The organism is Intestinimonas sp. RTP31139st1_F5_RTP31139_211217, from assembly GCF_040226735.1.
GTDB lineage: Bacteria > Bacillota > Clostridia > Oscillospirales > Oscillospiraceae > Intestinimonas > Intestinimonas butyriciproducens.
Genome location: NZ_JBCOAQ010000001.1, coordinates 33,856 through 47,400, shown reverse-complemented (window position 1 = coordinate 47,400; position 13,545 = coordinate 33,856). Strand labels below are relative to the sequence as shown.

At 60.3% G+C, this 13,545-nt stretch carries 7 protein-coding genes; all 7 read right to left on the bottom strand.

Going from position 1 to position 13,545, the window contains the following annotated elements; translation table 11 throughout:
* Positions 1-3: 3 nt before the first annotated feature.
* Entirely contained in the window at positions 4-1,278 is a 1,275-nt protein-coding gene (locus tag ABUA09_RS00210; protein ID WP_349948986.1) for a replication-associated recombination protein A, read from the bottom strand.
* A gap of 87 nt (positions 1,279-1,365) precedes the next feature.
* A complete protein-coding gene (locus ABUA09_RS00205) occupies positions 1,366-1,737 on the bottom strand; it encodes a DUF2500 domain-containing protein (RefSeq protein WP_334249479.1) in 372 nt (123 codons plus the stop codon).
* A 60-nt stretch (positions 1,738-1,797) separates the two neighbouring features.
* Positions 1,798-2,640, bottom strand: coding sequence for a bifunctional methylenetetrahydrofolate dehydrogenase/methenyltetrahydrofolate cyclohydrolase FolD (folD, locus tag ABUA09_RS00200; protein WP_033117169.1), 843 nt, complete (start codon positions 2,638-2,640; stop codon positions 1,798-1,800).
* Positions 2,621-3,559: a prolipoprotein diacylglyceryl transferase gene (gene lgt, locus ABUA09_RS00195; protein WP_058117622.1), complete on the bottom strand. Its 939-nt coding sequence runs from the start codon at positions 3,557-3,559 to the stop codon at positions 2,621-2,623. The genes folD and lgt overlap by 20 nt, the downstream gene beginning before the upstream one ends.
* A complete protein-coding gene (gene yfmH / locus ABUA09_RS00190; protein WP_195607589.1) occupies positions 3,556-4,836 on the bottom strand; it encodes an EF-P 5-aminopentanol modification-associated protein YfmH in 1,281 nt (426 codons plus the stop codon). Before yfmH ends, lgt begins: the two co-directional genes overlap by 4 nt.
* 3 nt (positions 4,837-4,839) lie before the next feature.
* Complete coding sequence (yfmF, locus tag ABUA09_RS00185; RefSeq protein WP_033117166.1) at positions 4,840-6,126, bottom strand: EF-P 5-aminopentanol modification-associated protein YfmF; 1,287 nt, start codon at positions 6,124-6,126, stop codon at positions 4,840-4,842.
* Positions 6,127-6,225: 99 nt separating this feature from the next.
* Positions 6,226-13,425, bottom strand: a complete 7,200-nt coding sequence (locus ABUA09_RS00180; RefSeq protein ID WP_349948985.1) for a GH36-type glycosyl hydrolase domain-containing protein — start codon at positions 13,423-13,425, stop codon at positions 6,226-6,228.
* Positions 13,426-13,545: the final 120 nt, after the last annotated feature.

Below are 13,545 nucleotides of genomic sequence, written 5' to 3'. Positions count from 1 at the left end.
GACCTATCCTTCTTCTTTCCCCTTGATCTCATCCCAGTAGCGCTTGGCGGCCTGCTCCGTCTTGTTCTCTCCATATACATAGTAGTGAACGCCCTTCAGCCTATCCGGCAAGTATTGCTGCTTTACATAGTGATTTGGGAAATCATGCGGATAAAGATAACCCTGCTCACGTTCCATGCCCGCTGAATCGGCATGCTTGTTCTGGAGATGCCGCGGATAATCTCCTGTTTTTCCCGTCCGCACATCCGCCATGGCCTCATCCAGCGCAATATGGGCGGAATTGGATTTGGGCGCAGTGGCCATGAGCACGGCAGCATCCCCCAGCGGGATCCGCGCCTCCGGCAGCCCCAACATATTGGCCGCATCCACACAGGCCTTGACGATGGGAATGACCTGAGGGTAGGCCAAGCCCACATCCTCACAGGCAATGACCATCAGCCTGCGGCAGGCTGAAATAAGGTCCCCTGCCTCTAGCAACCGCGCAAGATAATGGCACGCGGCATCTGGATCCGAGCCCCGGATGGACTTTTGCAGCGCCGAGAGGATATCGTAATGGTCATCCCCCGCCCGGTCGTAGCGCATGGCGGAGCGCTGGGCCACCAGTCTTGCGTCTTCCAGACTGACAACCAATTTACCCCTCTGCCTGGCGGCGGCATTCATCAGCAGTTCAACCGCATTCATTGCCTTGCGTACGTCGCCGCCGCAGGAACTCGCGATGGCCTCCCTCACTCCATTCTCAAATTCCGCCACCCCTCCCAGACGTTTTGCCATGATCGACACCCCTCTGTCGATGGCGGGCAGCACCTCCCCCGCTTCCACAGGCTTGAACTCAAAGACTGTAGAGCGGCTGAGGACAGCATTATAGACATAAAAATATGGATTCTCCGTGGTGGATGCGATGAGTGTCACGTCACCCCGTTCAATGACTTCCAGCAGAGATTGTTGCTGCTTTTTATTAAAATACTGGATCTCGTCCAGATACAATAAAATGCCATTGGGTGCCATCATGGTACCCACCTCGCCGATCACATCTTTTACATCCGAGAGGGAACCCGTTGTGGCGTTGATCCGCCGCAGTGTACGGTTGGTACGGGCGGCGATGATATTTGCTACCGTGGTTTTCCCGGTGCCGGAAGGGCCATAAAAGACCAGATTGGGGATGCTTCCGCTTTCGATGATCCTGCGCAGAAGGCCGTCCGCCCCCAAAATATGCTTTTGTCCTACCACATCGTCCAAAGATGCGGGTCTGATCTCATCTGCAAGCGGTCGATACGCCATGGAATTACCTCCCGTTTCTATAAAAATGGAGGGGAAAAGTTCCCCTCCATTCTAACATATGTTCTACTGCCCGTAAAGAGGTCAATTTCAACGGCTCCGTTCAAAGCCCAGATAGCGTGTTCCCTGGAAGGTCAGCCTTCCGTTGTCACCCTCCACCAGCATCCCGTACTCGTTCCTGGGCACATGAAGCTCCATTCGATCGCCGCTCTCCACCTGGAAGGTAGCGTAATAGAAGGTGCTGCTGGTGGTATGCATGGCGCCGACATCGCCCGTATTGTGATGGTGATGGCGCACATCGGCCCGTTTTGTTACAACTTCCGCCTGTACGGTCAGCACGGGGGACTGATTATTTTTATGCCACTGGGAGACACCACGACCCAAGCTGATCAAAATAACCCCCAAGATCAGAATAAATACGACCATGAACAGGATCGGAAAAATATCGAACATGAATCCCATTCCCATGCGTCTGTACCTCCTCCCTGTTTTTCCGGAACACGCGCCGTACACCTTTTTTCTTTATTTCCCGTGCAGGCGGGCCGCCTCCAGCGTATTTACCATCAGCATCGCCCGGGTCATAGGCCCCACGCCGCCGGGTACCGGGGTAATGTAGGAGGCTTTTTTCGCCACAGGCCCATAGTCTACATCGCCGCAGAGCTTCCCCGCCTCGTCGCGGTTCATAGCCACATCGATAACCACGGCTCCCTCCTTCACCATATCCGCCGTGATGATGTTCCGCTTCCCTACAGCGGCCACCAGGATATCCGCTCTCCTGCAGACCTCGCCCAGATCTCTGGTGCGGGAATGGCAGACTGTGACCGTGCCGTGCGCCGCCAGCAGTAGCATCGCCATAGGTTTGCCCACAATATTGGAGCGGCCTACCACCACACAATCCTTGCCCTTAGGATCGATGCCGCATTCCTTGAGCATCTCCATCACACCCGCCGGCGTGCAGGGTAGAAAGCACTTCTGCCCTGTGGAAAGGCGGCCCACATTTACCGGGTGGAATCCGTCCACATCCTTATCCGGGTCAATGGCCAACAGAACCTGCTGCTCGTCATACCCCGCCGGCAGGGGAAGCTGACAAAGGATTCCGTCGATATCCTCACGATGGTTCAATGTATCGATGATGGACATCAACTCCGCCTGGCCCGCCTCTGCCGGGAGGGCATATTCCTCGCTGTAGATGCCGCACTCGGCGCAATCCTTCCGCTTGCTGTTGACATATGTACGGGAGGCCGGATTGTCTCCCACAATGATAACCGCCAGTCCAGGTCGTTTGGAGAGCGCTCCTGCCTCTGCCTTTACCCTCTCTTTGCATTTGGCTGCCAGGGCCTTTCCATCAATCACTGTCGCTGCCATGCTGCTCCTCCTCATCATGAAAAGTTTGGGGTCTTGGGGCCTCCGCCCCCTCTGCTTTTCGCTTCATACGGTTTACATAGAGTTCTTCCGGCGTATGCTTTTGGATCACCAGGTGATAGATCAGGAATCCTGCCGCCACCAGCGCCGAGGCAAATCCCAGGAGCTGTGAGATCCGGATCGGGGTATGGAAAAAATAAAGGCTGTCGGTCCGCAGGCCCTCGATCATTCCCCTTCCAAAGCCGTACCACAAAAAATACCCCCACATGATCTGTCCGTCAAATTTTCTCTTTCCCCTCAGGACAACGACCAGCAGCAGCAAAAAGCCCAGCAAATTCCAAGCAGACTCATAAAAAAATGTGGGGTGGACCTCCATATACTGCCACGCACCGTTTACATAGGCGTCAATCCCCATGCGCCACGGAAGGTCTGTGGGACCGCCATATGCCTCCACATTGACAAAATTGCCCCACCGTCCCACACACTGGCCAATGAGAAGGCCGAACACGCCCACATCCGCAAAGGCAAAAAAATTGAGCTTTTTTACTTTACAGAATACGATCAGCGTCAGCGTTGCGGCGATAACGCCGCCATAAATGGCCAGACCGCCGTCCCGGATATCCAGCATTTTGCCCAGATCCAGGCTTCCCCCTGCGTTCCGGAAGAGGTCCAGATAAAACACAATGTAGTACAGCCGCGCCCCTACGATCGCCAGGGGCACGGCAAAAAAGAGAAGGTCGATGATATCGTCGGACTTGACGCCAAACCGAGGGGCCATTTTATAGCAGAACAGCACCGCCAGCAAAAAACCGGCGGCAATAATGACGCCGTACCAGTAGATGGGCAGACCAAAGAGCTCAAAGGCCACCCGGTTCAGGTGGAACTCCAGCCCCAAACCGGGAAAGGCCACTGTCCTTGTCATACCTTCTCCCCCTTGGGTTTTACCACTGAGAGGGCTGTGCGCTCCGGAGACATCCAACGGCGGACGCAGTCTTCCACATCGGACTTGCTTATCCCCTCAAAGACCTCTGGGAACCGGAAGAATTCTTCCCCGGTAAAATGGCTCTGGGCCAGGCCCACGCAGATGTTCTCGAAGGAATTGAGCGCCCGCACACGCCCTCCGTAGGCAGCCTTTTTCAGGCGGTCCCACAACTCTTGGCCGATCCCCTCCCTGCCGATCCTTGCCGCCTCGGCGGCAATGGCCTCCCGCAGGGCCCAGGGATCGCGGCTTTCCCCGCCAACCGTGAGCATGGCACAGCCTGGATATGCCTCGTAGCCATAGCTGAAGTTGTTGTTCACCAGCCCCCGGCTGTAGAGACTTGCATAGAGGGGGGTGGAGGTGCCAAAAACAGCCTCGCAGCACAGCTCGCCTATAAATTGCCTGCGCATATGCTCTTCTCCCAGCGGAGCGGGGTCCGCCTTCCACCCCAGTTGAAAAATGGGCGTGGAGACCGCCATCTCCTGCACTGTCTCCGGGCGAAATGCCTGCTCAGGTTCTTCGCCGCCGTAATCTCTCGGGATATCTCGCAGTCCCTCCTTGGGAAGGACCTCCCGTGCGATCTCACAGACCCTGCGGGGGTCCACGTTCCCCGCCACGCACAGCGTCATGTTGCCGGGGTTATAAAAGGCGGCATGGCAGGCATAGAGGGTCTCGGCGGTGATCTCCGCGATGGATTCCACCGTGCCGGCAATGCTCACCCGGACCGGATTGTGCTCATAAAGGGCCTCCAACATGCCGTAAAAGACTTGATTTTCAGGGTCGTCCTCAATCATGCGGATCTCCTGCCCGATGATGCCCTGCTCTTTGTCCACGCTCTCCTTCGTAAACCAGGGCACAGAGACAAAGGAGAGCAGGATCTTCAGGTTCTCCTCAAATTTTTCGGTGCTCTCAAAATAGTAGCCCGTAATGGCGGTGGAGGTAAAGGCGTTCGGGCTTGCACCGTTGGCGGCCAGATCCTGAAGGGCATTCCCATCCTTGGTATCGAACATTTTGTGCTCCAGGAAATGGGCCACGCCGGCCGGGGTGTCGTGCCACTCCCCCTTCAACTTGAACCTCATATCCATACCGCCGTAGTTCGTGGCGAAAAATGCAAAGCTCTTGGAGAACTCCGGCTTCACATCCACATAGATGTGAAGTCCGTTCTCCAGCTCAGCGTGATGCAGCGTCTCCCCAATGCGGGAATATTCTTTTGATACCATGATTCAGTCCTCCAGGCCCTTCAGGAAATAGATGGCGTCCAGCTCTAATTTACCGGCCGCCGCCACGACCTCGTCCACAGTCACAGTCTCCACGCGGCGGGAGAGCTCCTCAGGCGTCTCCGCAAGCCCGGCTACCGACTGTCCCAGCCAGAAATCCTCCAGCCGGCCCTGGGCATCCATTGTGGCATAGAGCCCGCTGATAATGGAGCGTTTGGCCCCCTCCAACTCCCACGCCTCTATGTTCCCTCCGCGGCAATTCTCCAATTGGGCCAGGATTTCGTCCTTGGCCTTTTCATAGTTTTGAAATTCAATTCCGGAGGACACCATCATGATACCTTTAAACTTTTCCAGCATGGAGCTTGCAAAATAGCACAGGGACAGCTTCTCCCGGACATTGAGAAAAAGCTTAGATGTGGGCGTGCCGCCATAGACCGCATTGCACACCAGAAGCGCCGGATAGTCCTCCGACCAGATGCAACCGCCCCCCGTCCGGAACCCCAGGGCCAGCTTGCCTTGAGTCACATCCATAGACTCGGTGAAAAGCCGCGGCGCATCGCAGACAGCGCCGGTCTGCACCCCGCACTCCGGCTCTTCCAGCTCCTCCGCTCTGGGCAGACCGGCCAGCGCACTGGTCAAGGCCGCCGCCACCCGCTCCTCGCCGGCGGAGCCGCAGTAGTAAAGCTCCACCGGAGCACAGGCGAGCAGACTCTGATACCGCTTCCAAAGACCTTCCACCGTGATGGCGGCGGCATGCGCCTCATCCCCCAGCTTATCCACACCATAGGGTTCTCCTGCACACATCTCCTGCGTGAGTCGCAGGATAGAATAGGACCGTTTTTCGTTGATTTGGGCATGGATACGGTCGACCAGATTGGCGCGCTCCCCCTCTACATACTCCGCCAGGAACCTGCCTCCGCTGACGGCGGGCCGGAGAAGCACATCTCCAAGCAGACCTGCAGCGGACTCCAGAATCCGGGTATCTCCGGGGGCAAAGGCGTCGTCCACAAAGCTGGCGGCAAATCCCACCGCCTGAGTCTCTCCTTTTTTGCGGACCATGGGTTCGATGGAGCCGCCATAGAGCTCATCCAGCGCCGCAGAGAGGGTCTCCATATCAGGACAGCGCTCGGTACCCCGGCGGAGCACGTAGGGGAGCAACGCGTTGGCGGAGGCCGTCTCTTCCGAGATGGGAGCCAAGAGGCTGACCGAGAGCAGATTGGTTTTGAATTTATCGGTTTGTACCGCCGTCAGACGGACGCCGGGCATCAATTCCCTGTGGGTCACATGGGTCATATAGGGCCTTCCTTTCTTATCAAAATGCCGGTTCCCCTCCAGCTGTCGTCCGGAGAGAGCATGAGATCATTATACTATATTTTTCCCGTTTTGACACCCTTAAAACGAAAAAAGGACCTGATGCTCTCCCCGGAGCTGGTTCAAAGGTATTCCATCCCCGCAAGGCTTGCCGTCCAGCAGCAGACCGCGGGTCCCGGTCCTCTCGATTTTCAGGTGCAGACGACCGGACGTAAGCGCCCACTCCGCCTCATAGCCGCTCCACGCCTGTGGCAAACAGGGCTCCATATACAGCCTGCCCTCCCGGACCCGGAGGCCCAGAAGCTCCTCAACCGCCGTTCGGTAAAACCAGCCCGCCGCGCCGGTGTACCAAGACCAGCCGCCGCGGCCCGGATGCTGTGGGTTGGCGTACACATCGGCAGCCAGGACATAGGGCTCCGCTTGGTAGCACTCAGGAGCATGGGCTGCGGGCAGCAGGGCGTGCAGCACCTCGTGCCCCTCGTCCCCACGTCCAAGCCGGAACAGCGCCAGCGCCAGCCATACCGCCGCATGGGTGTACTGCCCGCCGTTTTCCCTTACCCCCGGCAGATAACCCCGAATATAGCCCGGGTCCCTCTCTCCTTCGTCAAAGGGCGGGGCAAAAAGCTTTACGATCTGGTGCTCCCGGTCAAAAAGATGCTCCATGGCCGATTTCACCGCCCGGTATGCCCGGTCCCTGTCCCCCAATGGGCACAGGACGGCAAAGGACTGGGCGATGGAATCAATGCGGCACGCCTGATCTGCAGAGGCACCCAGCGTCTGGCCGTCATCATACCAGCCTCTCAGGAACCATTCCCCATCCCAGGCAGCGTTGGCGGCGGAGGCGTACCGGCGCGCCTCCGCCTCGTAACGGGCCCGGGTTTCGCCGCTGCAGAGAGATGCGAATCGCTCCAATACCAGCGCCAAAAACCAAGTGAGCCACACGCTCTCCCCAGTTCCGGCGGCTCCCACCAGGTCCATGCCGTCGTTCCAATCTCCGGTCCCCATCTTTGCAAGTCCATGCGGTCCGGCCCCCCGGCGCAGGGCCTGTTCCACCGCCCGCCTGGCATGCTCCAATACCCCGGCCTTCTCCGCCGAAGTCTCCGCCGCCTCATATCGTTCCCGCTCATTCTCCGCCAGGGTCGGGGACACGAGGAAGGAAACCGGCACCTCCAAAATGTCCCGGTCCCCCGTTTTCTCCAAATATTCGCACAGGACATAGGGCAGCCACAGCAGATCGTCACTGATCCTTGTGCGCACACCGCGCTCCGTCTCGCCCTCAGCGGCTGGGTGCCACCAATGCTGCACGTCACCCTCCTCATACTGGTGGGCGCAGGCCCGAAGAAGCTGCGCCCGAGCCAACTCCGGAGCGGTAAGAAGCACCGCGCACACATCCTGCAACTGATCCCGGAACCCGTAGGCCCCGCCGTTCTGGTAAAGAGATGTCCTGGCGAAAAGACGGCAGGCAATCACCTGATAGAGGGCCCAACCGTTGAGATAGCGGTCCAGCGCCCCGTCCGGCGTCCGGACCGTCAAAGGGCTTACGCGAAAACTCCACCACGCCCTGGTCCGCTCCAGCCGCTCCCGCGCCCGGTTGAAATCCGCAGGGCCGGTCTCAGGCCAACGGCCTCCCGGCGCCGGAACCGTCCGCAGACAGAGGTTCCCCCGAATCGGCCACCTCTGCTCCTCTGCTCCCTCCAGACGATAGATCACCTCTCCGGTCCGTCCCGCCGCCTCCAGTAGAAGATACCGTGCATCCTCATCCGGCGGTACAAAGGCCGTACAGCGGAGCGGGCTTCCCGCCACATGTTTTTCCCACATCGCCTCTCCAAAGCCGTAGGTCACCGTACAGGGGAGGCCGTCCGGCGCCGCAAAACAGGATACTTCTCCTCCGCCGGCAGAAAAGAGAACACGTTCTGGCCCTGTGACTGCCAGCGGATCGTTGACCCATTCTGTAAGGGGATTTTCCTTTGCATTGTTGATCCATAGATGTCCGCTCCCAGTCTCATCCGTCCTCCAGCCGAACGCATCGTTGCAAAGGATCGTCGACCAGCCCAAAGGTGGGAGCTGTGCGCCCGTATCAAACCAAAAGGACCCATTCTCCAAGAATCCAAAGGGAGGGATACCCGGCAATTGTGTGAAGGCATTTTGCTTTTCATATATTCTGGCGCTTCTATTCTCCTGAGGTACGTTTCCCACCTCATCCAGCAGCAGCGCGGCAGCACACACCGCCGCTGCCGTCTCCTCTTCCACCAGGAATATGCCTCCCCGCGCTCCCAAGCGATGCTCCCACCCGTCAGACCGCAGCCTCTCTTCCAGAGTATCCCGCAGCGGGTGCAGATAGTCTCCCCCCTCCCGCATCAGGAATACCAGATCGAACATGAATCCGCCCTGTACCAAAAACTGATGGATCCGCTCCAACGAAAGGGCGGCCTCCATCCGCTCCTCCTCCACCCGAAGGGCGGCTATGGGCAGATCTCCGGAAATCCCGAAGGGCCAAAGGGCGCGCTGCTCCGGTGATCCCCTGGACACCCATGGGTGGGCCGGAAACTGAAGATTCCTGAGCAGCTCAAATGCCCTTCGAGTCTCTTCTTCCGTCAATTGGAGACGTCCTCTGATCCGCTCCAACCCATCGGCCGCCTCTCCGCCGCGCATGCGCAGAAGGCGCAGAGCTCCCTCTGTCGCCTGTTCTCCGCTGTCCGCGGCGGAGAGCGCCAGTCGGATCTGAACCGGCGCATCGCTCCGCAGGCTGACAGGGAAGCGCACCAGGAGACAGGGGTCCAGCACTGCTCCCTCACGCTCCGTTGCAGGCCGTTCCACAGCCCCTTCCAAGGCCTGCAGCCCTCCCCGGCCCAAGGCGGTCTCACGTGCGGTATCAAAGGTCGCCTCCGGCTGGTCCCACAGCACTGCCAAGGCGGGGCGGCTCTCCCCCCGCCTCCGGTTCCGTCTGGTGAAGAGCACGCCGTCTCCAGTTCCCTTGCTCTCCAGGGACAGTTTGGAGAAGGCCGGATGGGCCTCATAATCCTCCCGCGGCGCCAAAACCGGTTCTAGGTAACAGAGGAGTTCTACCTCCCTCTCCCCCTCCCCGGTCCAGCGCACGGTGACCTCCCTGCGCTCTCCATTTTCCCGCTCCGGCACCCGCAGGTCCACGCTTGCAGCGTATCCCTGCCATTGAGCGGACCAGCAAGCTCCGCCTCCCTGAAAACGCCAAGTATATTCCGGCCCCTCGCGGTAAAGTGGCGCAGGCGTGAGCGGAAGCAGGCCCTCCGGCGTCCGAAGGAAAAACGACACCCCTGCGCTCTGGTATTGTCGGTTCCAGATACAGCGGGTCAGCGTGGTCCGTCCCATTCTCGACCAGGACGCCCCCGCATCGGTGCACAGAACCTGCCATGCCCCGCCTGTCATTAGGTGACAGGCAGGGCATACCGGATCATAGCCCTCCCCTGTCCGCAGGAACGGTTCTCCGCCACGCCGTCCCGGCTTGTCCGGCACCTCGTCCCGGGGTGAGTGGAGGACCTGCGCTCCCACAGGCACTTTTTCCTGGAGGAGCTCCCGATAGGCGCCCATAGCCGCGTCCCGCATGAAGCGTTTTTGCATGATGCCGTCGTTCAGTGCATTATCCAGCGCCACCAGGCTCATGCCCAGATGATGTGCCATATAAGAGCGCACCGGCTCATACTTTGCCGCGCCGTTCACCCGTCCCGGGGTAAAGTCCGCCGCCTCGCAAAGGCCATAGCGCCCCTCCAGGCCCATGGCTGCCAGCGCTCTCAGATTCTTCACCCCGCTCTCCGGCGCAAGCGGAAGGGTAAGAAAGGTGGAGTAGGGGGAGACCACCAGTTCCCGGTCCAGGCCCCGCTTCAGGCCCAGGCGCTGAACTCCGTGGGCCTTATACTGGTAGTTCATAGCCCCGTCAAAGGCGTAGAACGCCGATTCGGAAATCCCCCAGGGGGCGCCTGTCCCCCGGACCCGCTTTTTCTGGGCGTACAGGCAGAAGGCCAGCGACTCATAGAGCAGGGAGTTCTGCTCTGCCGGAAGCAGTAGGTGGGGCATAAAGTACTCGAACATGGTACCCGTCCAGGAGGCCATACCGCAGTAATGGTCCTGTCCCACAAGCGCCCGGCTTAGTCGCCGCCAGTGGCGGCGCGGCACCTCGCCGCGGGCCACGGCGAGATAACTTGTCTGCCTGGCCTCACTGGCAAGCAGGTCGTACCACCCCTGGGTGTACTCCCCCCTGCCGCAGTCAAATCCGATATAGAAAAGTCTCCGGCTTTCGTCAAACAGAAGAGAAAAATCCATAGCCGCCGCCAGGGCGTCCGCCCGCCGGGCCAGTCCCTCTTCTCCCCATTCCAACAGCCCCTCCCGCAGAGCGATCAGGCAACCGCACAGATTGCCCGAGTCCACCGAGGACACATACCGCGGCTCCAGCGGTCTTTCCGTGGCGGTGTCGTACCAGTTGTACAGGTGGCCGCCCCTCCACTTCTCCAGCCGCTCCACGGAGGACAGCGTCTGTTCCATCAGAGCGAGCGCCTGTTTTTGGGGGACCAACTCCAGATCGGCGGCGGCCATACAGCTCAAGAGCGCCATGCCGATGTTGGTCGGCGAGGTCCGCCGGGCCAGCCCCACTCCCGGCTGCTCCTGGTAGTTGTCCGGCGGCAGATAGTGGTCCTGCGGACGGAGGAAGTCGCTGAAATACTGCCAGATCATGGCCCCCTGGTGCAGTAGGAAAGGACGTTCCCCTGCCGGCACGGCGCGGTTTTGCCGTATGGGCCGGCTCATATTCCAGGCAAAACAGGGGCCCGCCAGCCAGACCAGGCCTGCCGCCGCTCCTGCCGGAAACTGCGAAAAGAATACGCAGAAGACCCCGGCTGCCGCCAGTGGCCACAGCCTGCGGTAATGGGCCCACAGACTGTCTCCCGCCCTGCGCTCCGCCTCTGCCGCCGTAGTCCAGGCCAGCATGCCCCGACGGGTCACGGCCATGCGCCACAGCGCTGTGCCAGCTGCGCTGGCACATGTCCAGGCCTGTTGGGGCAGAAACAGGAGCTGCACCAGCGTCTGAAGAAGGACCCCGCCGACCCCGGCGATAATTGTGGAGTGATACCGCTCTGCAAGTCCGCGCCCCCTCCGGGCGGCCAGATCCGCGCCGGTCAGAAGCAAATTGGAAGCGGCGGAGAGTACCGCCGTACCGGCCGCCAGGGCAAATACCGGCCCGGAAATGCACATACTCAGCAGGAGGGCCGTCAAAGTACCCACCGGCGAAAGGCTCCTGCGCAGATTGTCCACGATCTTCCACCTGGGGAGATCCCCCAACGGATTTTTGATCCTCTCCCCCTCTTCATTCCGCACGCTCCGCCCCAGCCAGGGCAAAAGCTGCCAATCCCCTCTGACCCAGCGGTGGAGCCGGGAAAAATAGGATGACACCTGATAAGGGTAGCCATCCGTCAGCTCCACATCTCCAATGAGTCCGGCATGCAGGTAAGAGCCCTCCAGAAGGTCGTGGGAGAGAACGGAATTTTGGGGGAGACGCCGGTCCAGGCAGGCGAGAAAGGCATCCACGTCAAAGATGCCCTTCCCCGTATAGGTTCCCTCTCCAAAGAGATCGTGATAGACGTCGCTTGCGGCGGAGCCGTAGGGATCTACGCCTCCCTGGCCGGCAAAGATGCGGGAAAAGTGGGAGCGGTTGGCACTCTCCAGATCCACCGCCACCCGGGGTTGCAGCAGCCCATAGCCGGAAACCACAACGCCCCTCCGCCGGTCTATCACGGGCCGGTTGAGGGGATGGAGCATGGCCCCGGCCAGCTCTTTCGCAGAGCCTACGCTGAGGGCGGTATCCGCATCCAGGGTGACGACATACCGTACGCCGCGCAGCCAAGTGGAGTCCCCGGCCTCCGTCCGCAAACCTGTCCTCTTTCCCCGCAGAAGGCGCACCAGCTCCACCAGCGCCCCACGTTTCCGTTCCCACCCCATATAGCGTTGATCCGGCGCATGAAAGACCGGCACCCGAAAAAAGAGATAAAAGCCGCCGCCATACGCTTTGTTGAGCTGCTCCACAGCCGCCGATGCAGTCTCCACCCACGCCTGTTCCCGTTCCCCCATGGGACGGTCTCGATCGGGAAGATCACACAGCAGACCCAGACGCAGCTCCCGACCGGCGTCTCGATTGGCCAGGTGGTAGCGTTCCAGCAGCGCCGCGAGTTCTCCTCCGCTTTTCTCCCCTGTCAGCAGAGAGGCAATCACACACAGGGTCCTGCCCTCCCTGGGGATCCCCTCTTCCAGCGCCATGCGAAAGACCGGGCGTGGGCGCACCATGCGTACCGCCAGAAAATCGGCGCTGTTTTTCACGATATCGGAGATGGGCAGGGCCAACAGTACAGCCGCCCATGGGCTGTGGAGAAGAAATCCGGCCAGCAAGGCAAGAAATCCGGTCATCAGAACAATGCCTCCGATATACAGATAACGGGAAGCAATTTGGCGGCGCGGCGGAAAAAGCCAGGCCCCTACATGGCGTTCCCTCCCGCTGCTCTGTGCCGCCCGGAGGAGTATGTGCTCGGCCAGTTCCGCCTCTCCAACGCCCTCTTGTCTGGCCAACCGGCAGACTTGGGCACGGTAACGCGCCCGAGTCTCGTCATCCATCGCCGGGTAGACGCCCGCCGGGTCCCGGCACAGAGTCTGCTCCACCCGGCTGGAGTCCTCCAAAAGCCCGGTGAGCTCTGCGGTAGCAAGCATACGCAGGGCGGTAAAGACCGCCTCCATTCCGGCTCGCAGCGCAGCCTCATCGGCATCCTCCAGGTGCTCCAGCTCCCGGCAGAGCGTGGCCAACCGCTCTGTCAATGCACATTTGAGCGCTGGGATCAGCAGGCTCAGCTCTTGCTCTGTCAGCGCCTGCCCCTCCTGAGCCCGTTCCAAAAAAATAGCCAGCCGTTCCGGTCCCGCTTCCTTGCCCGCGGCCCGCACAAAGGCCCGCGCCAGCTCCATGATCAGCGGGACCCGCCCGCCGCGCAGCACGTACCGGATACGCCGCACCCGTCGAAAGGCCTCCGCGCCATTTCTTCCTTCCCGCTGTGCCAGGTACCAGTTGTCCAGCAGCCATTCCGCGGCCCCCTCCTCGGGCCCTCTGCGCGCTGAAATCCGGTCTCTCACACGCCGGATTTCCCGGAGCTGTCCCAACGTGTCCCGCCAGACGGCCCGTCCCCGCATATTTCCCTCCGCCCGCATCGCGCGGGCTGTATTCTCTCCAAATTGCCCCAAGTGCTTATCGTCCATGGGCGCAAACGAAGTGTGCTCCATCCACGCTTCCCCCTATTCTTTCCAATAGGGTTACCGGAAGCGCCGCCGGCTATGCGCCGCTTCCGGCAGCCCTTCCAAATTTCTCGTCCACATCCCCGATTCCATCTTGACAATCGCCCC

Coding starts and splice junctions, on each gene's coding strand:
- ABUA09_RS00180 (WP_349948985.1), bottom strand. CDS start 13,425: ATGGAGCACACTTCGTTTGCGCCCATGGACGATAAGCACTTGGGGCAA.
- ABUA09_RS00205 (WP_334249479.1), bottom strand. CDS start 1,737: ATGGGATTCATGTTCGATATTTTTCCGATCCTGTTCATGGTCGTATTT.
- lgt (WP_058117622.1), bottom strand. CDS start 3,559: ATGACAAGGACAGTGGCCTTTCCCGGTTTGGGGCTGGAGTTCCACCTG.
- yfmH (WP_195607589.1), bottom strand. CDS start 4,836: ATGGTATCAAAAGAATATTCCCGCATTGGGGAGACGCTGCATCACGCT.
- folD (WP_033117169.1), bottom strand. CDS start 2,640: ATGGCAGCGACAGTGATTGATGGAAAGGCCCTGGCAGCCAAATGCAAA.
- ABUA09_RS00210 (WP_349948986.1), bottom strand. CDS start 1,278: ATGGCGTATCGACCGCTTGCAGATGAGATCAGACCCGCATCTTTGGAC.
- yfmF (WP_033117166.1), bottom strand. CDS start 6,126: ATGACCCATGTGACCCACAGGGAATTGATGCCCGGCGTCCGTCTGACG.